Source organism: Streptomyces sp. NPDC002911 (assembly GCF_053591835.1).
Map to the genome: position 1 here is coordinate 233,519 of NZ_JBSFUO010000004.1, position 17,823 is coordinate 251,341.

General features: G+C 72.8%; 14 protein-coding genes. 4 read left to right on the forward strand and 10 right to left on the reverse strand.

Features of this window, described 5'->3' with window-relative positions:
* Window positions 1–15: 15 nt before the first annotated feature.
* The gene (locus tag ACWD04_RS08930) at window positions 16–2,481 is read left to right on the forward strand and encodes a helicase C-terminal domain-containing protein (RefSeq protein ID WP_451129631.1); all 2,466 of its coding nucleotides are present in this window, start codon (window positions 16–18) and stop codon (window positions 2,479–2,481) included.
* 42 nt (window positions 2,482–2,523) lie between these two features.
* On the opposite strand, the gene ACWD04_RS08935 is transcribed toward ACWD04_RS08930, so the two are convergent.
* The 6 genes from ACWD04_RS08935 to ACWD04_RS08960 form a co-directional block, all read right to left on the reverse strand.
* Window positions 2,524–3,309: a uracil-DNA glycosylase gene (locus ACWD04_RS08935; protein WP_451129633.1), complete on the reverse strand. Its 786-nt coding sequence runs from the start codon at window positions 3,307–3,309 to the stop codon at window positions 2,524–2,526.
* 22 nt (window positions 3,310–3,331) lie between these two features.
* On the reverse strand, window positions 3,332–4,591 hold the full coding sequence (locus ACWD04_RS08940; protein ID WP_451129635.1) for a glycerate kinase family protein: 1,260 nt from the start codon (window positions 4,589–4,591) through the stop codon (window positions 3,332–3,334).
* Between the two features lie 60 nt (window positions 4,592–4,651).
* On the reverse strand, window positions 4,652–6,067 hold the full coding sequence (locus tag ACWD04_RS08945; protein ID WP_451129637.1) for an SLC13 family permease: 1,416 nt from the start codon (window positions 6,065–6,067) through the stop codon (window positions 4,652–4,654).
* Window positions 6,068–6,189: 122 nt separating this feature from the next.
* Window positions 6,190–6,849, reverse strand: coding sequence for a response regulator transcription factor (locus tag ACWD04_RS08950; protein ID WP_451129639.1), 660 nt, complete (start codon window positions 6,847–6,849; stop codon window positions 6,190–6,192).
* Window positions 6,846–8,363 carry a sensor histidine kinase gene (locus tag ACWD04_RS08955; RefSeq protein ID WP_451129641.1) on the reverse strand — a complete coding sequence of 506 codons (1,518 nt, stop codon included), beginning with the start codon at window positions 8,361–8,363 and terminating at the stop codon, window positions 6,846–6,848. Before ACWD04_RS08955 ends, ACWD04_RS08950 begins: the two co-directional genes overlap by 4 nt.
* Window positions 8,305–8,661 (reverse strand): hypothetical protein, encoded by a 357-nt coding sequence (locus tag ACWD04_RS08960; RefSeq protein WP_451129643.1) that lies wholly within the window; start codon window positions 8,659–8,661, stop codon window positions 8,305–8,307. The genes ACWD04_RS08955 and ACWD04_RS08960 overlap by 59 nt, the downstream gene beginning before the upstream one ends.
* A gap of 200 nt (window positions 8,662–8,861) precedes the next feature.
* Here ACWD04_RS08960 and ACWD04_RS08965 point away from each other — a divergent pair, with 200 nt between their 5' ends.
* The gene (locus tag ACWD04_RS08965; protein WP_451129645.1) at window positions 8,862–10,505 is read left to right on the forward strand and encodes a DNA repair helicase XPB; all 1,644 of its coding nucleotides are present in this window, start codon (window positions 8,862–8,864) and stop codon (window positions 10,503–10,505) included.
* Between the two features lie 30 nt (window positions 10,506–10,535).
* On the opposite strand, the gene ACWD04_RS08970 is transcribed toward ACWD04_RS08965, so the two are convergent.
* Window positions 10,536–10,727, reverse strand: coding sequence for a hypothetical protein (locus ACWD04_RS08970; RefSeq protein WP_451129647.1), 192 nt, complete (start codon window positions 10,725–10,727; stop codon window positions 10,536–10,538).
* A gap of 354 nt (window positions 10,728–11,081) precedes the next feature.
* Between ACWD04_RS08970 and ACWD04_RS08975 the strand changes: the two genes are divergently transcribed.
* The gene (locus ACWD04_RS08975) at window positions 11,082–13,139 is read left to right on the forward strand and encodes a HelD family protein (protein ID WP_451129649.1); all 2,058 of its coding nucleotides are present in this window, start codon (window positions 11,082–11,084) and stop codon (window positions 13,137–13,139) included.
* A gap of 41 nt (window positions 13,140–13,180) precedes the next feature.
* Here ACWD04_RS08975 and ACWD04_RS08980 read toward each other — a convergent pair whose 3' ends face one another.
* Window positions 13,181–13,846, reverse strand: a complete 666-nt coding sequence (locus tag ACWD04_RS08980; RefSeq protein WP_451129651.1) for a GOLPH3/VPS74 family protein — start codon at window positions 13,844–13,846, stop codon at window positions 13,181–13,183.
* A 486-nt stretch (window positions 13,847–14,332) separates the two neighbouring features.
* Here ACWD04_RS08980 and ACWD04_RS08985 point away from each other — a divergent pair, with 486 nt between their 5' ends.
* Entirely contained in the window at window positions 14,333–15,247 is a 915-nt protein-coding gene (locus tag ACWD04_RS08985; protein ID WP_451129653.1) for a lytic polysaccharide monooxygenase auxiliary activity family 9 protein, read from the forward strand.
* 216 nt (window positions 15,248–15,463) lie between these two features.
* Here ACWD04_RS08985 and ACWD04_RS08990 read toward each other — a convergent pair whose 3' ends face one another.
* Window positions 15,464–16,153, reverse strand: coding sequence for a copper homeostasis protein CutC (locus ACWD04_RS08990; protein WP_451129655.1), 690 nt, complete (start codon window positions 16,151–16,153; stop codon window positions 15,464–15,466).
* Between the two features lie 178 nt (window positions 16,154–16,331).
* Entirely contained in the window at window positions 16,332–17,741 is a 1,410-nt protein-coding gene (locus tag ACWD04_RS08995; protein WP_451129657.1) for a lipase family protein, read from the reverse strand.
* Window positions 17,742–17,823 lie beyond the last annotated feature (82 nt).

Genomic DNA, 17,823 nt, shown 5'->3' on the forward strand with positions numbered 1-17,823 from the left:
GCTACCGTGGGACGGATGGGGACGACCACACCACCGCGTACGCTCGCCGAAGCTCTGCGCGCCCGGGGCGACGAATCGCTGGCAGGGCTGCTGCGCGCCCGCCCCGACCTGCTCAGCCCCGTGCCGAACGACATCACCCAGCTGGCGACGCGGGCCGGCACACGGGCCTCCGTCGTCCGTGCGCTGGAGCACCTCGACCGCTTCGCCCTGCAGACCGCGGAGGCGCTGGCCGTGGCGCCGGACCCGGCTCCGTACGCCACGCTGCTCGCGCTCCTCACGGGTGACGGCCAGGACGACGGCGACGGGCGGGACGACGCGGGCGCGGCGATCACCGCCGCGCTGCCCGCCGCCCTCACGACCCTGCGCGAACAGGCCCTGGTCTGGGGCGAGGACGCCGGGCTGCACCTCGTGCGCACCGCGCGCGAGCTGCTCGCCCCGTCCCCGCAGCGCCCCTCCCCCACGGGCCTCGGCCCGACCGTCGCCGAAGCCACCGCCGGGATGTCGCCCGGCCGGCTGCAGGAGATCCTGGCGGCCGCCGGGCTGCCGGCCACCCATGACCCGGTGTCCGCCGTCGCCGCGCTGGCCGCGCTCTTCACGGACCGGACCAGGATGGCGGAGCTGCTGGACACCGCCCCGGCCGAGGCGCTGTCCGTCCTCGACCGGCTGGTCTGGGGGCCGCCGTACGGGGAGGTCACCCCGAATCCCGCCCCGCCCGTGCAATGGCTGCGCGACCGCGGGCTGTTGCTGCCCGTTTCGACGCGCACCGTCGTCCTGCCGCGCGAGGCGGCGCTGCATCTGCGGGCCGGCCGTGCCCACCGCGTGCCCGAGCCCGTGCCGCCGGCGCTCGTGGCCGTGGCCGAGCGGGATCCCCAGGCTGTGGACAGGGCGGCGGCGGGCCAGGGCTTCATGGCGCTGTCCACCGTCGAGGAGCTGGTGAAACTCTGGAACAACGGCGGCCCGCCCATCCTCCGTGCGGGCGGCCTGAGCGTGCGCGAGCTGAAGCGCACCGCCGGCGCGCTGGACGTCCCGGAGCCCGTCGTCGCCTTCTGGATCGAACTCGCCTACGCGGCCGGCCTGCTGGCCCCCGACGGCGAGACCGACGAGCGGTACGCTCCGACGCCCGCGTCCGACGAGTGGCTGGACCTCCCCGCCCAGGACCGCTGGACGCACCTCGCCACCGCCTGGCTCGCCGCCACCCGCACCGCGGGCCTGATCGGCGGTCAGGACTCCAAGGGCCGGGCCCTGTCCACGCTCGGCCCCGACCTGGACCGATCGGCCGCGCCCGAGGTACGCCACCGGGTCCTGGCCCTGTTCGCCTCGCTCCCGCCGGGCACCGCCCCCGACCCGCAGACCCTGCTCGCCCGGCTCCGCTGGGAACGGCCGCTGCGCACCTCGGGACCGGGCGGACCGGCGGCCCCGGGCGACGCCTCAGACCTCCGCTCCCGGATCGCCCTGTGGACGGTCAACGAGGCGGAGATGCTCGGCATCACCGGACGCGGCGCCCTCTCCTCCCAGGCCCGCGCGCTGCTCGACGAGGGCCCCGAGGAGGCCGCCGCCCGCCTCGCCCCGCTGATTCCCGAGCCCCTGGACCACGTGCTGCTCCAGGCCGACCTCACGGCGGTCGCCCCCGGCCCGCTGGAACGCCCCCTCGCCGAGGTGCTGTCGGTGCTCGCCGACGTCGAGTCCAAGGGTGGCGCGACGGTCTACCGCTTCACCCCCGGCTCCGTACGCCGCGCGCTCGACGCCGGGCAGGCCGCGACCGACCTGCACGCCTTCCTGTCCACGCACAGCCGTACGCCGGTGCCGCAGCCGCTGAGCTACCTCATCGACGACGTGGCGCGCCGCCACGGCCATCTCCGGATCGGCGCGGCATCGGCGTACGTACGCTGCGACGACGAAGCCGTGCTCAACGAGATCCTGGCCGACAAGCGTTCGGCCACCCTGCGGCTGCGCCGGCTCGCTCCGACCGTCCTGGCCGCGCAGGCCGACCCCGGATCGCTCCTCGAAGGGCTGCGCGAGATGGGGTACGCCCCGGCCGCCGAATCCGCCGAGGGCGACGTCCTGATCACCCGCGCCGGCGCCCGCCGAACCCCGCCCCGTACACCGCCCGCCCCCGTCCCCGAGGGGCCGCCGGTCCCGGACGCCACCCTGCTGACCGCGGCGGTCCGGGCCATCCGGGCCGGCGACACGGCCGCCCGAGCCGTCCCTCACGACGCTCCGGACACGGCGACCGCGGGCTCTCTTCCCCGCACCACCCCCGCCGAGACCCTGGCCACGGTGCAGGCCGCCGCGATGACCGGCTCCGCGGTCTGGATCGGCTACGTCAACGCGGACGGCGCCGCCAGCCAGCGGGTGATCGCCCCGGTCAAGGTCGAGGGCGGCTTCGTGACGGCGTACGACCACACGGCCGACGAGGTCCGGACGTATCCGCTGCACCGGATCACGGGCGTCGCGGAGCTCGCCGACGAGCAGTCGACCTGACCGTGGGCTTTCCTCACCGCCGGCCGGCCGAAGGGAAGGCGGTCAGCGAACCGGGAGCCCGCCGACGGTCGCGGCCTCGCGGAGTACGTCGACGAGCATGGGCATGGTGAGCCTCCCGGTGAAGGTGTTGCGCTGGCTCGGGTGGTAACTGCCCAGCAGGCGCAGCTCCTGCCGCCGCTCCGTGGCGGGCAGCACGACGTGCGCGCCGTGGCCGAAGGCGGGGCGCGGGTGCGGCAGTCGCCAGCCCGCATCGGCGAGCACCGGCAGCAGCGCCTGCCAGCCGAAGCCGCCGAGGACCACCACCGCCCGCAACCCGGGGCTCAGCAGATCCAGTTCGGCGGCCAGCCAGGGTCGGCAGGTGTCCCGTTCCGCCGGGGTGGGCTTGTTGGCCGGGGGCGCGCAGTGCACGGGCGAGGTGAGCCGTACACCGCGTAGTTCGAGCCCGTCCCCGGTGTGCGCCGAAGTGGGCTGCGAGGCCAGGCCCACGGTGTGCAGGGCGGCGAAGAGGAAGTCGCCCGCCGCGTCGCCCGTGAACATCCGGCCGGTCCGGTTCCCGCCGTGCGCGGCCGGAGCGAGCCCGACCACCGCCACCGCCGCGTCCGCCGGCCCGAAGCCGGGCACCGGCCGCCCCCAGTACTCCCAGCCCTGGAAGGCCGCCCGCTTGACCTCGGCGACCTCCTCCCGCCAGGCCACCAGCCGGGGACAGGCCCGGCACCCGGTGACGAGCGCGTCCAGCTCCCCCAGCCCGGCACACCGCGGCGCGTGGTGCGCCGGGAAGCCCGGGTCATCGGCTCCCGGCGCCGGACCTGCCGCCTCCGTCGCATCCATTCCTCCACGCTACGACCCGGGCTCACCCGGCCTGGGCCAGCGCCTCGCCGGGAGCCGCCGTGGGGTGGTCCGGTGTGCCGGTGGACGTCAGGCCGATGCCGATCAGCACCATGCGCAGCGCACGCTCCGAAGCGTCGGCGAGGAACTCCCCGCCACGGTCGAGCGCCTCCGCCAGGCCCACCGGTGCGGGCAGTATGCCGCTGTACGCGTCGACACCCGACTCCCGTATTTGGTGGGCGCCCTCGCCGATCGTCCCGGCCAGGACGAGCACCGGACGGCCGAACAGCTTGGCCCGGCGTGCCACCTCGGCGGGTACCTTGCCGCGCGGGGTCTGCCGGTCCAGGGCGCCCTCGGCGGTGATCACGAGGTCGGCGCGGGCCAGCCGCGCGTCCAGGTCGAGGTGGTCGAGCAGCACCTCGAAGCGCGGGAGCAGGCGCGCACCGAGCGCGGCGAGCCCCGCGCCGAGTCCGCCCGAGGCACCGGTGCCGGGCCCGTGGCGCAGAGCGTCCGGCGGGGCCGTGTCCGGCGCGCCGCACAGGCGCGGGCGTACGTCGCGGGCGAGCACGTCCGCCCAGTGGTCGAGAGCCTCGGACAGCTCCTCGACCTGCTGCGCGGTCGCCCCCTTCTGCGGGCCGAAGACCCGGGCCACCCCCTGCGGCCCGCACAGCACGTTGTACGGATTGCAGGCGACGAGCATCTCCGCCTCGGACAGCCGGGGGTCAAGTCCCGAGGTGTCGATGCGCGAGAGGCGACGCAAGGCCCCTCCGCCCGGCGGAAGTTCACCTCCGTCGGCGTCGAGCAGCCGCGCTCCCAGCGCCTGGAGCGCTCCCGCGCCGCCGTCGGACGTCCCCGAGTCCCCGCAGCCGACGAGGATGCGGTGCGCTCCTGCGTCCAGCGCGGCGCGGATGAGCTCGCCGACTCCGTACGTCGTCGTGGACACCGGGTCGCGGCGGTCCGGCGGTACCAGGCCGAGACCCGCCACCGCGGCCATCTCCACCACTGCGGTGCGCGGCTCGTCGGCGGAGCCGCCGAGCAGGGCGAAGTGGGTGGCGACCGGCTCGCCGACCGGCCCCGTCGCCGTACGGCGCACCAGCCGGCCTCCCGTGGCGGCGGCCAGCGCCTCCGCGGTGCCCTCGCCTCCGTCGACGAGCGGGATGAGGTCGATCTCGGCGTCGGGGACCACACGCAGCAGCCCCTCCGCGATGGCCTGCGCGGCGTCCTGCGCGGACAGGGACTCCTTGAAACCGCTGGGTGCGACGGCGAACCGGTATGTAGCGGACATGGCTGCTCCTGAGATGGCAGGCGAAGTGAGAGGTGAACGGCTCGCGAGGAGGGGAAGCGGTCAGGGCTCGACGCCGAGCAGCGGCCAGACCCCGAGCGCGAAGAGCAGGACGACCACCGCGCTCAGCGGTGCCAGCACGGCCGACAGGCGCAGCAGATCGCGCGGGGTGTACGTCGGGACGCCCGGGACGTCGGCGAAGAGGGCCACGGGCTTGGCCGAGGCGGGCAGGGTGTGGCAGAACCCGGCGGCGGCGGTGGAGGCCAGTGCGGCGGCCACCGGGTTGATCCCGAGCCCCGCCGCCGCCGCCACGACCAGCGGCACGAGCACGCTGGAGCGGGCGGATCGCGACTGCAGGACCAGATGCGCCGCGGTGCTGAGGACGACGACCACCGCCAGGAAGGCCCAGGTGGGCACGCCGGTGCCGGTGGGCAGTCCCGAGACGAGCCACTCCGCGGCCCCCGACTGCGAGAGCGCGGCGCCCATCGCCATCGTCGCCGCCATGAACAGCAGCAGCGACCACGGCACCGTCGACAGGGCGTCCTTCAGCCGGACCGTGCCCAGCGCCGGCGACGCGGCGACCACCGCGCCGATCAGCGCGACCAGGGCGGGCGGCACGCCGTGCAGCGGCTCGCTGCACCACAGCACGACCACCGTGCCGAGCAGCATCGCGCACCGCGCCTCACCCGGCTCCAGCGGGCCGGTCACCGGCTTCTCGCTGTGCTCCTGGATCTCCTCCACGCTGATGCGGACGGGACCGCGCCGGTCCGCCCGCCGCGTCGTGGTGAGCAGCACCAGCTCCGCCGCGAGATGGGAGGAGACCACGGCAAGCGGCAGACCCAGCAGAAGCCACTGGGTGAAGCCGATGCGCTGTCCGGTGGCCTCCCACAGCACGGACACCGTGATGAGGTGCGCGCCCGCCCCGATGAGCGTGGCCACCGCTGACAGGAGGATGACCGTGGGGAAGAGCAGCGCCAGCATGACCACCAGCCGCTTACGGCCGGCCAGCGCCCTGGCCAGGGCCAGGAAGACGGGCAGCGCGAGCGCCGCCCGGCCCGAGGTCGCCGGAACCGCGAACGCGGTCAGCACCAGGGCCGTGGTCGTCAGATGCACCAGCTGCCGTACGGTGCGGGCCCCGCCGACCAGGAAGGCCGCCGCCCGGCCCGCGAGTCCGCTGCGCGACACCGCGGCGGCGATCACGAAGGCGCAGATGAGCAGCCAGACGGTCGAGTCGCCGAGGGTCGCGAACAGGGTGTCGCTGCTGATCACACCCGCCGCGGCGAGCACGAGTCCGGCGCCCAGCGCGATGTACGTGTCGTCCACCGCGGTCCCGATCCACGCGCAGGTGGCGACGGCGAACACGAGCAGCGTGATCCGGCCGTCGACGCCGAGGCCCTCGACGACGCCGGGCACGAGCAGGACCGCGCACACGCTCAACGCGGCGCACGCCGTCACTGCCTGCCGGATGGTCAGGTTCACCTTGGGGCTCCTCAGCGGGGTGCGTCCGGGCCGGTCCCGGCCCGTGTCACCCAGTCTCCGAAGCCGCGGTGAGCCCCTCATGAGCCGTCCATGAGGAAAAGTTCATGCGCGCGCCTGCCCTCTCACCGCATCCGGTAACCCATGCCCCGTACGGTCTCCAGCCGTTCGGCGCCGAGCTTCTTGCGCAGCGCCCGCACGTAGACGTCCACGATGTTGGAGCCGGGGTCGAAGTCGTAGCCCCACACGTGCGACAGGATCTGCTCGCGCGACAGCACCTGGTCCGGGTGGCGCAGGAAGAGTTCGAGCAGGACGAACTCCCGCGCCGTCAGGTCCACGGTGCGTTCAGCGGCCCGGGCCCGCCGGGTGCGCAGGTCCAGCGTGAGATCGCCACTGCGCAGTACGGTCACCTCCGGCACACGGGCCGCGGTACGCAGCCGGAGCCGTACGCGTGCCAGCAGTTCCTCGAAGCGGAACGGCTTGGTCATCCAGTCGTCCGCGCCGCCCTCCAGACCGGCGACCGTGTCCCGCACCGAGTCCCGCGCGGTCAGCACGATCACCGGGGACGTGACCTGGGCCTCCCGTACCTCCCGCAGAACCGAGAAACCGTCGCGGTCCGGCAGGCCGATGTCCAGGACGATCAGGTCGAAGTTGCCCGTGCAGGCGTAGTCCACCGCCGTACGCCCGTCGCCGGCGACCGTCGTGGTGAAGCCGTTGGCCCGCAGGCCCTTCTCCACGAAGGCGGCGATCCGCTCCTCGTCCTCGACGATGAGAATCCTGCTCACAGTCCGACAGCCTCCACATCAGGTTCCGCAACGGGCGAGCAGGGCAGCAGCAGGACGAAGGTCGCCCCGCCGCCAGGGGTGGCACGCAGCTCGACGCGCCCCCGGTGGCCTTCCGCGATGGCCTTGACGATCGACAGCCCCAGCCCCGCGCCGCTGCCACGGGAGCCACGCCGGGCGGCGCCGCGGCGGAACCGCTGGAAGATCACTTCGGCGTCCTGCGGCCGTACGCCGGAACCGCTGTCCGCGACGTACAGCTCCACCTCACCGGTGTCCGTCAGCCGCGAACCGATGCGGACCACCGCACCGGGAGCCGTGTGCTGGACCGCGTTCTGCGCGAGCTGCACCATCGCCTGGGTGATGCGCTGCGGGTCGAGCGTCGCCCAGCCGTCGGCGCCGCCGTCCAGCTGCCAGTCCCGGCGCCCCAGCGCCCGTACCTTCACATAGACGTCCGCGGTCAGCTCGGCGAGCTGGACCGGTTCGGGGTGGGTGAAGTCGGAGCGTTCGGCCTTGGCGAGCAGCAGCAGGTCCTCGACGATCCGGCTCATCCGGTCGAGCTCGTCGGTGACCAGCCGTACGGTCTCCTCGCGCTCGGCCGGGTCGTCGCCCATCAGCTCCAGATGGCCACGCACGATGGTGATCGGAGTGCGCAGCTCGTGCCCGGCGTCGTCGATGAACTGCCGCTGGGTTCCGAAGGCGCGCTCCAGCCGGTCCAGCATCGCGTTGAATGTCTCGGCGAGCGCCGAGATGTCGTCCCGGCCGTGAACGGGTATACGGCGGGTGAGGTCCTGCTCGGTGAGCTGCGCGGCGGTGGTGCGCACGAGCCGGACCGGCGCCAGTATCCGCCCCGCGACGACCCAGGCGATGCCGGTGGTCATCAGCAGGGCGACGCCCGAGATGGCGAGCAGGACGCGGAAGACGCCGTTCACCACCGCCTGTTCGCCGTCCGCGTGGAAGGCGACCACGAAGGTCCCCTGCGGAGTGCCGTCGCCGGTGCCGACATCGACCTTCGCCCAGCGGATCTCTCCCTCGGGCCGCTGCAGGGTCCCCGTGCTCTCCGACGAACCGGTGATCGTCCTCAGTGACCCGCGGTCCTTGTGGAGGGGCAGCGGGGTGGCTATCTCACGGTTCTGCCGGAGCGTCGAGGGGCCGGCCCCCTCGGTGACGACGGCGAGCAGTTCCTCACCGGTGTCGGCGTACTGCCGCTGGAGATGTACCTCCAGCAGCCGCCTGGGCCCGGCGAAGGGGGTTCCGGTGTCGGGGTCCTTGCCGTGCTCGACGAAGTTCGCGAACTCCTGGGTCTCCTGGGCGAGCAGCATGCTGATCCGGTGGTCCAGGTCGCCCAGCAGGATGGAGCGCGTGGTGGTGGCGACCGCGGCGAGTGCCACGGTCATCACCACCAGCAGCCAGAGCAGGATGCGGACCCGGGCCGATATCCGGTGCCGGGCCGGGAGCGGCTCAGCCGTCGTCGTTGCCGTCGTCGTTGCCGTCGGGGGTCCCGGAGGTGCTGTCGTCATCGGCGTCGTCGGCATCATCGTCGTTGGTGTCGGTGGCGGGCGGCTGCGGGACGACGACGTCGCTCGGCGGCGCCGTCGGGTCCGCGCTGCCCGGGTTCGGGTCGGCGCTGCTGTCCGGCCCCGGGCTGACGGTGGTGCCGGGATCCGGGCTGCCCGACGGCGAGCCGCGGTCCAGCTCGACCCGGGCGGGCACTTCCGGCCGGGCGGGACTGTCGGCCAGCGCATAGCTGGTCGCGGCTATGCCCAGCGGGATCGCGACGACGGCTGCCAGGGTGGCGATACGGTGCGAGAAGGCCATACGCAGAGCCTGCCGCCTCCGACCGACGGCCGGCATGAAGCCAAGATGAGGAAACCTTCATCTCGGGTTCCGCCGTCCCGGCCGGTGCTTCTGGCTCATGCCCTCAACGTAGCCGCCCGGTCGCCGCCCCGATGCGGCACACTGGACGTTTGGCCGTTCGCACCCGGGCGGCCACCCCCCGCAGGAAAGGGCCGACGCGCGTGACCGGACCCCTCATCGTCCAGAGCGACAAGACGCTGCTCCTCGAAGTCGACCACGAACAGGCCGAGGCCTGCCGTCGTGTCATCGCGCCCTTCGCCGAGCTGGAGCGTGCCCCCGAGCACATCCACACCTACCGCGTGACCCCGCTCGGCCTGTGGAACGCCCGGGCAGCGGGGCACGACGCCGAGCAGGTCGTCGACGCGCTCGTGGAGTACTCGCGCTACCCCGTGCCGCACGCGCTCCTCGTCGACATCGCCGAGACGATGGCGCGGTACGGCCGTCTCACCCTGTCCAAGCACCCGGTCCACGGGCTGGTGCTGACGTCCAACGACCGGCCGGTGCTGGAGGAGATCCTCCGCTCGAAGAAGGTCCAGCCGCTGGTCGGGGCACGCCTCGACCCGGACACCGTGGCCGTGCACCCCTCCGAGCGCGGGCAGATCAAGCAGACGCTGCTGAAGCTGGGCTGGCCCGCCGAGGACCTCGCCGGGTACGTCGACGGCGAGGCGCACCCGATCGAACTCGACCAGGACGGCTGGGCACTGCGCCCGTACCAGAAGCAGGCCGTCGAGGGCTTCTGGCACGGCGGCTCAGGCGTCGTCGTCCTCCCCTGCGGGGCGGGCAAGACGCTGGTCGGCGCCGGTGCCATGGCCGAGGCCAAGGCGACCACGCTGATCCTGGTCACCAACACCGTCTCCGCCCGGCAGTGGAAGCACGAGCTGGTGAAGCGGACCTCGCTGACCGAGGACGAGATCGGCGAGTACAGCGGTACGCGCAAGGAGATCCGGCCGGTCACCATCGCCACGTACCAGGTGCTGACCACCCGCCGTAAGGGGATCTACCCGCACCTGGAGCTGTTCGACTCCCGCGACTGGGGGCTCGTGATCTACGACGAGGTGCACCTGCTGCCCGCGCCCGTCTTCAAGTTCACCGCCGACCTTCAGGCCCGCCGCCGCCTCGGGCTCACCGCGACGCTGGTACGCGAGGACGGACGTGAGTCGGACGTCTTCTCGCTCATCGGGCCCAAACGGTTCGACGCGCCGTGGAAGGAGATCGAGGCGCAGGGCTACATCGCGCCCGCCGACTGCGTCGAGGTCCGCGTGAACCTCACGGACTCGGAGCGCCTCGCGTACGCGACGGCCGAGGCCGAGGAGAAGTACCGGTTCTGCGCGACGACCGCGACGAAGCGGAAGGTCACCGAGGCGCTCGTACGCAAGCACCGGGGCGAGCAGACCCTCGTCATCGGGCAGTACATCGACCAGCTCGACGAGCTCGGTGAGCACCTGGACGCCCCGGTGATCAAGGGCGAGACGAGCAACGCGCAGCGCGAAAAGCTGTTCGAGGCGTTTCGTCAGGGCGAGATCAGCGTGCTGGTCGTGTCGAAGGTCGCCAACTTCTCGATCGACCTGCCGGAGGCGACGGTCGCCATCCAGGTGTCCGGGACGTTCGGCTCACGCCAGGAGGAAGCACAGCGGCTCGGCCGGGTGCTGCGGCCGAAAGCGGACGGGCACGAGGCCCGGTTCTACTCGGTGGTCGCCCGCGACACGATCGACCAGGACTTCGCGGCGCACCGCCAGCGTTTCCTGGCCGAGCAGGGCTACGCCTACCGGATCGTCGACGCGGACGAGCTGCTGACGGACAGCTGACAGGGGCCGGGCCGCCGGTCCCGTCGCGGCTCAGCGGTGGCGGCGGACGACGCCCGCCTCCTCCGCGTACTCCCCGAGGACGGCCACACCGAACGCGGTGCGTGCGAAGACGGACACGGCGCGCACCGCGTTCCCCATGCGGTGGCTGCGGGGCTGACCGGTGACCGCGGTCGCGCCGTGTGCGGGCCCGGTCCTGCGTGGGTTCAGATGAACAGTGCTCATGCATTCCATGGTGCTCCGCCCGCCCGCGCCCCGGCATCGGCCTGCGGGCGGAAGCGCGTACAGGCCCGGGTAGGCCGGAGGTCGCACACTCTCCCCTACGGGACGGACTCCCCTATTCGTTCGCCCCCGGGGGCCGCGGTCGATACAATCGCCGGTCTGCCCGCCTCCCGCACCGTGGTACCGGCCCGCCTCCCTGAGCGGCCGGCAGCCGGGGGAGCGCCGCCGACCGGACGGAAACCGGCCGACAACAGCCGCACGCGCCCAGCGCGTGCACATCTCTGTGTGAACGTCCCCGAGCGGGCCGGGCGGTGTGCCCTGTCCGCCGTCCTGCGTCGAAAAGCCGGAGGCAACACCGTGCCCGCGCACGAAGAGTCAAGCAATCCACTGGTCAGGGAGCGGGCGCATCTCGCCGCGTCCCGCGCCGCGCTGCGCGCCATGCGCGAGGACGTGCAGGCACTCGACATCCGCGACGTCACCGCGAACTGGGTCAACGCCGCGGTCCTGCAGTCGCAGATCGACGACCGCATCAAGGCGCTCGCCGACCTCTCCCACACCCCGCTGTTCTTCGGCCGTCTCGACTACCTGCACGTGGTCGGCGCCGACAAGGCGGAAGGCACGGAGGGAGAGCGGTTCTACATCGGGCGCCGTCACGTCCACGACGCCCACGGCGACCCCATGGTCATCGACTGGCGCGCCCCTGTCTCGCAGCCGTTCTACCAGGCCTCCAGGAACAAGCCGCTGGACGTCGACCGCCGCCGCCGCTTCGGCTACACCGGCGGCGAGCTGACCGCGTACGAGGACGAGCACCTCACCGACCCGGCGGAGACCGGGCAGACCAGCAAGCTCCTCCAGGCGGAGATCGAGCGGCCCCGTGTGGGCCCGATGCGCGACATCGTGGCGACGATCCAGCCGGAGCAGGACGAGATCGTCCGCAGCGACCTCGGCGGAACGGTCTGCGTCCAGGGAGGCCCCGGCACCGGGAAGACGGCGGTCGGCCTGCACCGTGTCGCCTACCTCCTGTACGCGCACCGCGAGCGCCTCGCCCGCACCGGCACCCTCGTCGTCGGCCCGAACCGGTCGTTCCTGCACTACATCGAGCAGGTGCTGCCGGCGCTCGGCGAGCTGGAGGTGCAGCAGGCCACCGTCGAGGATCTGGTGGCGGCGCGCGTCGAGGTGCGCGGCACGGACGAGTCCGCCGCAGCGGTGATCAAGGGCGACGCACGGATGGCGGAGGTCCTGCGGCGGGCGATCCGCTCGCATGTGACGCCCCCGGCGGAGCCGGTCGTGGTGGTGCGCGGCTCACGCCGCTGGCGGGTTCCCGCCTACGAGGTCGAGGAGATGGTCGGCGAGTTGCTGGCCCGGGACATGCGGTACGGCGCCGCCCACGAGGCCCTTCCGCAGCGCATCGCGCACGCCGTCCTCGTACGCATGGAGGAGGCCGGCGAGGCCCCGGACGACCGTGTGCAGAACGCGGTGGCGCGCAATCCGGCGGTGAAGGCGGCCGTGAAGGCGGTCTGGCCCGCGGTGGACCCGGCGAAGCTCGTGCTGCGGATCCTGACGGACGCGGAGTTCCTGGCCGCACACGCGGAGGGCATCCTCACCGGCGACGAGCAGAAGCAGATCCTGATGACCCGGCCCGCCCGCAGCGTGAAGTCGGCGAAGTGGACGACGGCGGACGCGGTCCTGATCGACGAGGCGGCCGACCTCGTGGCCCGGACGCACTCACTGGGGCACGTAGTGATCGACGAGGCCCAGGACCTGTCGCCGATGCAGTACCGCGCGGTGGGCCGCCGCTGCTCGACCGGCTCGGCGACGGTGCTCGGCGACCTGGCGCAGGGGACGACGCCGTGGTCGACGCGGAGCTGGGAGCAGGCGCTGTTCCATCTGGGCAAGACGGACGCGGTGGTGGAGGAGCTGACCGCGGGCTTCCGTGTGCCGCGCGAGGTGATCGCGTACTCCTCCCGGCTGCTCCCCTCGATCGCGCCGGGCCTCGCCCCGGTCGAGTCGGTGCGTGAGGCGCCCGGCTCCCTCGCGGTACGTGAGGTGGCGGTGGAGGAACTGGACGCCGCGGTGGTCGCGGCATGCGAGGAGTCGCTGCGCCACGAGGGCTCGATCGGCCTGATCGCCGCCGACGCCCGCATCCCGTCTCTGTCGGCGGCCCTCGCAGCGGCGGGCCACAGCTGCCTCTCCCCCGGCGAGGAGACCACGGCGGACTCCCGGCTGACCCTGGTCCCGGCCTCACTGGCCAAGGGCCTGGAGTACGACTACGTCGTCCTGGACGAACCGGCGGCCCTGGTCGACGGCGAACCCGACGAACGCACGGGCCTGCGCCGCCTGTACGTGGCCCTGACCCGCGCGGTCTCGGGCCTCGTGGTCCTGCACGCGGCGCCACTGCCGGAGCAACTCGGCTAGCGGGCCGTCACGCGCGGGGTCAGGCCGGGCGGATCAGGCGATCACGTCACCGCGGTGACCACGACGGCGGTGTTGACCACAACCATCGCCGCCTGCATGGTGCGTATCGCCGTGCGGACGTCGTCGCCCGCCCACTGACCCTGCGCGATCTCCGCCATACGAGGCTTCACCTCGCGCGGCGGCACCTCTGGGAAAGCCAGACGGTGCAGGCCTGCGGCGTGGATCAGAGCCACGAGGCCGGCCGACCGGTCGTCCGGATCCGCGCCCCGCAGCACCACCGCGGCCAGGCGTTCGCGCAGCTCCACCTCGGTCGCCCCGCCGGCCTCTGGGTAACGGCGCACCGGGAAGAGGCCCAGCACCTTGCGCCGCTCCTCTATCACGAGGCCGCGCGAACGCAGGCTCTCGATCGTGGCGCCCACCGCCTTGCCGTGGTCCCTCGCCAGCCAGTCCGTCACCTTGGGCGGCTTGCTCTTCTTCGCCGCCCAGGTGTCCATCAGCGCGAGCCGCTCGTCGAGAAGAGCTACACCGGTGGGCGTCCTGTCGGCCACCGAAAGCCGACCGCCGTCCACCGAGAGCCGCCCCGCCAGGACGAGTTCGAGCAGGATGCCGCCCGCGACCGCCCATCCGGCGGTCTGCTGCTCCTTGGCAGCTCCGGACTCGTCGTCCAGAGAAAGCAGCATGATCTCTTCACCCAGCGTGACCGGCATGATTCCACTCCTCGCTCGTTCGCTTACCCTCAGTGACGAACGAAGCCGGCGATCGGTTCCCGGTCACCTCGCCATCCCCTCGGCCTCCACCCCCAGCCCCTCTCCGGGTCGGGTGGATGCGGGGCCGGCGCCCCGCCGCATCCGCAACCAGGCCCCCTCCCCCGGCCGCCGAACTCACAGGCCGCAAGTCCCGTCACTCGGAGGGAAGTTGTTGCGGCAGTCGATGCGCGAGGCGTTTACAGACCATCCGGTGCGCGCTACGTTTTTGGGAGCGCTCCCACGAGTCCCCTCCCCCCACCCGCACAGCAATGCCTACAGGTCGGCGACTGGACCCGGGACGGTCCAGGACGGAACTTCCATGCGCACGACCGGGTCACCAGGGTCATCTGCCCCACCCAGAGAATCCCGAAGGAGATCAACCTCATGGCCATGCGACACACCACTCGGACAAACGCCCGGCGGCGCGCTCCCCGCACGCTGAGCCTCATGGGGGCCGGCCTCCTGGCCCTCGCCCTGGCCGGTCTGCCCACTCCCGCGTCCGCCCACGGCGTCGCCATGGACCCGGGCTCACGCAGCTACCTGTGTTACAAGGACATGATCGCGAGCGGGAACCAGACCCCGTCCAACCCGGCCTGTGCCGCCGCGGTCGCGGCGACCGGCACCACTCCGCTGTACAACTGGTTCGGCGTCCTGGACTCCAACGGTGGCGGGCGGACCAAGGGGTACATCCCCGACGGCGAGCTGTGCAGCGGTGGTCACAACGGCCCGTACAACTTCTCGGCGTACAACGCCGCCCGCAACGACTGGCCCACGACTCACCTCACCGCAGGCACCACCACCAAGGTGAAGTACAGCAACTGGGCCGCCCACCCGGGCAGGTTCGACGTCTACATCACAAAGAACGGCTGGACGCCGAACCAGGCTCTGAAATGGGACGACCTGACGCTCACCCAGAGCGTGAACAATCCGCCGCAGGCAGGTGGAGCGGGCTCGGACGGAGGGAACTACTACTGGAACCTCCAGCTCCCTCAGGGCAAGACCGGCAAGCACATGCTGTTCATCCACTGGATCCGCTCCGACAGCCAGGAGAACTTCTACTCCTGCTCCGACGTCGTCTTCGACGGTGGCAGCGGCGAGGTCACCGGCATGAAGGGCAGCCGGATGTCGGCGGACGAGCTGGCGGAGGCCGCGGAGAAGGCCGGGACACCGGCTGTACCCGTCCATGCGGAGCACTCCGGGCACGCGGCCGAAGCCGGCCTCGTGTCAGCCACCGCCGACTCCTCGGCCGGTTATCTGCCCGCCGCGACCGCGGTCTCCCTGACGGGAGCCGCCCTGATGTTCGCCGCGGGTGCGGTGGCCCAGGGCCGACGCCGCCGTCGCGAGGCCGAGCAGAACCACTGACCGCGGGGAGCCCGTCCATGGCTCCGGGCCGGTGATCACCGGCCCGGGGCCGTGCTCCGGCCCCCCGGGGCAGGGAGCGGGCCGCGGATGCGACATGTACTCGGGAACCGGACCGGACACCCGGGACACTCGGCGCGCAAAGCCGGTTCCGCCGCCGTGGCACACCGGAGCGGGGGGCGGGTGACACCGCAGCGCCCGTCCCGGCCCCGGTTCCCCTCAGCTGTCGAGCACCTCGCGCCACTCCCGTACCGCTGTCGCGTCCACCGGGCCGCTCCAGCCGCCCGGCCGCGCCGCCCCTCCGATGTGGAAGGCCTCGATGCCCGCGGCGCGCAGCCTCGGCAGGTGGTCCAGGCGCAGGCCGCCGCCGACCATGATCTGCGGCTCGTAGCCGGGCAGGTCCCAGTGCCCCGCTTCGGCCAGCAGCGTGTCCATGCCCGCGTCGACGCCGTTCGGCGAGCCCGCGGTGAGGTAGGTGTCCAGCCCCGGCAGGTCGGCGAGGTGCTTGCGCAGCACGTCGCGGTCGGCCGCGCGGTCGATCGCGCGGTGGAAGGTCCACGGGCACCCGTTCAGCTCGGCGACGAGCCGCTCGACGGCCACCAGGTCGACGTGGCCGTACTGGTCGAGGAAGCCCAGGACGAATTCCTCCGCCCCCGCGGCGCGCATCGCGCGGGCCTTCTCCACGAGGACGCCGATGTCACCGGCGGCGAACCCGTCGGCGACCCGCAGCATGACCCGCAGCGGGATGCTGACGGCGGCCTTGATCTCCGTGAAGGTCTCCGGGGACGGGGTCAGACCGTCGGCCGCCATGTCGGTGACCAGTTCGAGGCGGTCCGCACCGCCCGCCTGCGCCGCGACCGCGTCCTCGGCGTCGAGAGCGATCACCTCCAGGACTGCACGGTTGCTCATGGTGTTCCATTCCTTCGGAGCGGCTGTGACTACAGGTCTAGTCCAATAACCAGACTACGGGTCAGCCACCCGGGGCGCAGCTCCCCATGCGCGCGCATGCGTGCAGATACGCGGGGCCGCGGCGCCGTCCGCCGGGCGGACACGCCGCGGCCCCGAGGGTCACGGAGGTGGAGGGACGTCAGGGCTGGACCGGCATCGACCAGCAGTTGGAGGCGGCCTTCCTGCCGGAGAGGCGGTCGGTCATCCAGGAGATGGCGCTGCCCTGGTCGGTGAGGTAGGGCGCGAGGTGGTTGGTGAGGATCTTGTCGCCGAGGTTGGGCAGCAGGACGGCCTCGTACGTCACGTCGGCACCCTTGCGGCACCAGTCCACCGCGAGCTGCCTGGCCTGCGCGTGTCCGACGATGTCGTCGTGCACCCCGGTCGCCAGCCGCACCGGGGCGGCCGGCTTCAGGTTGCCGATGCGCTGCTGGGCGAGGACCGCCTGCAACTTCGGCTCGGCCGCGATGATGTCGGCGAGGGGCTTGCCGTTGGCGGTCCACTTCCTGCTGTCGGTGAAGGCGTGACCGAGGATCGCGTCGCCCACACACATGGTCGAGGTGTCCTTCAGCGCGGCCTTGCCGAGGTCGTTCGTGTTCGCGTCGACCACCGCCTTCAGGGACGGGTCGGTCTGGACGAAGCCGTTGATCGACCAGCCCAGCGCGCCGGCCAGGGCGCTTTTGTCGATGCCCTTCATGACCTCGGTGAGGTCGGCGGGCGGGGCTCCGGCGTAGGTGCCCGCCAGGTTGACGTCGGGGGCGTACGAGGGCTGCAGTTCGGCCGCCGAGGCGCTGGCTCCGCCGCCCTGGCTGTAGCCGTAGAGGCCGACCCGCGACTCGGGGGTGAGCGACGTGCCGGCGACGGATCGCGCCGCGCGGGCCGCGTCCAGGAGGGCGTGGCCCTCGTCGACCCGGTTGACGTAGGTGTGGAGCCGGTCGGTGGCACCGAGGCCCACGTAGTCGGTGACGACGACGGCCGCACCGGCGGCGAGGAAGCGGTAGACCGCGAGATTGTCGTAACCGATGGACACCGTGCCCTCGCCGATGACCAGCGGGTGCTGGAGCGACAGCGAGGGGGCGCACTGGTCGCCCTGGCCCATGGTCCCGGAGGCCAGCGCCACCAGGGGGCGGGGGCCGGCACCCCTCCACGCGGCGGACGGCTCGATGTAGGCGCCGGTGACGGCGACGGGCCCGCCGCCCGCGTCGGTGGACTTGTACATCAGCCGCGTCGCGGTGCCGGGCAGCCGGCGGCCGTCCAGGCCGGGAAGGCTGAGGCCCAGCGGCAGCGGCTCCGTACGGACGAGGGACCCGTCGTCGGCGGGCAGTTGCGCCGGCGGGTCGTAGAAGGCGGGGATGGTCACACCCCGGGAGACCACCGGCTCCGACCCGGCCGAACCGTTGGCGGAGGCCGGCACGGCCGCTGCGCCGAGGCAGGCGGCGGCGGCCACCGAAGCGGCCAGCAGGCGTCCCGTGCGGCGTCCCTGCCGACGGGGGCCCAGGATGTGGGGGGTGTTCACGGTCGAGCTCGAACGGGTGGTCTTGCGCGGACTCACGGCTCACTCCTCGCTCTGCTCAGATGAAGGTGAGCGCAAGCTAGCACCCAGGCGTTACCTGAAGTAACTCGTCGGTAAGTTA

Coding starts and splice junctions, on each gene's coding strand:
- ACWD04_RS08980 (WP_451129651.1), bottom strand. CDS start 13,846: ATGCCGGTCACGCTGGGTGAAGAGATCATGCTGCTTTCTCTGGACGAC.
- ACWD04_RS08930 (WP_451129631.1), top strand. CDS start 16: ATGGGGACGACCACACCACCGCGTACGCTCGCCGAAGCTCTGCGCGCC.
- ACWD04_RS08960 (WP_451129643.1), bottom strand. CDS start 8,661: ATGGCCTTCTCGCACCGTATCGCCACCCTGGCAGCCGTCGTCGCGATC.
- ACWD04_RS08985 (WP_451129653.1), top strand. CDS start 14,333: ATGGGGGCCGGCCTCCTGGCCCTCGCCCTGGCCGGTCTGCCCACTCCC.
- ACWD04_RS08935 (WP_451129633.1), bottom strand. CDS start 3,309: ATGGATGCGACGGAGGCGGCAGGTCCGGCGCCGGGAGCCGATGACCCG.
- ACWD04_RS08940 (WP_451129635.1), bottom strand. CDS start 4,591: ATGTCCGCTACATACCGGTTCGCCGTCGCACCCAGCGGTTTCAAGGAG.
- ACWD04_RS08970 (WP_451129647.1), bottom strand. CDS start 10,727: ATGAGCACTGTTCATCTGAACCCACGCAGGACCGGGCCCGCACACGGC.
- ACWD04_RS08955 (WP_451129641.1), bottom strand. CDS start 8,363: ATGACGACAGCACCTCCGGGACCCCCGACGGCAACGACGACGGCAACG.
- ACWD04_RS08990 (WP_451129655.1), bottom strand. CDS start 16,153: ATGAGCAACCGTGCAGTCCTGGAGGTGATCGCTCTCGACGCCGAGGAC.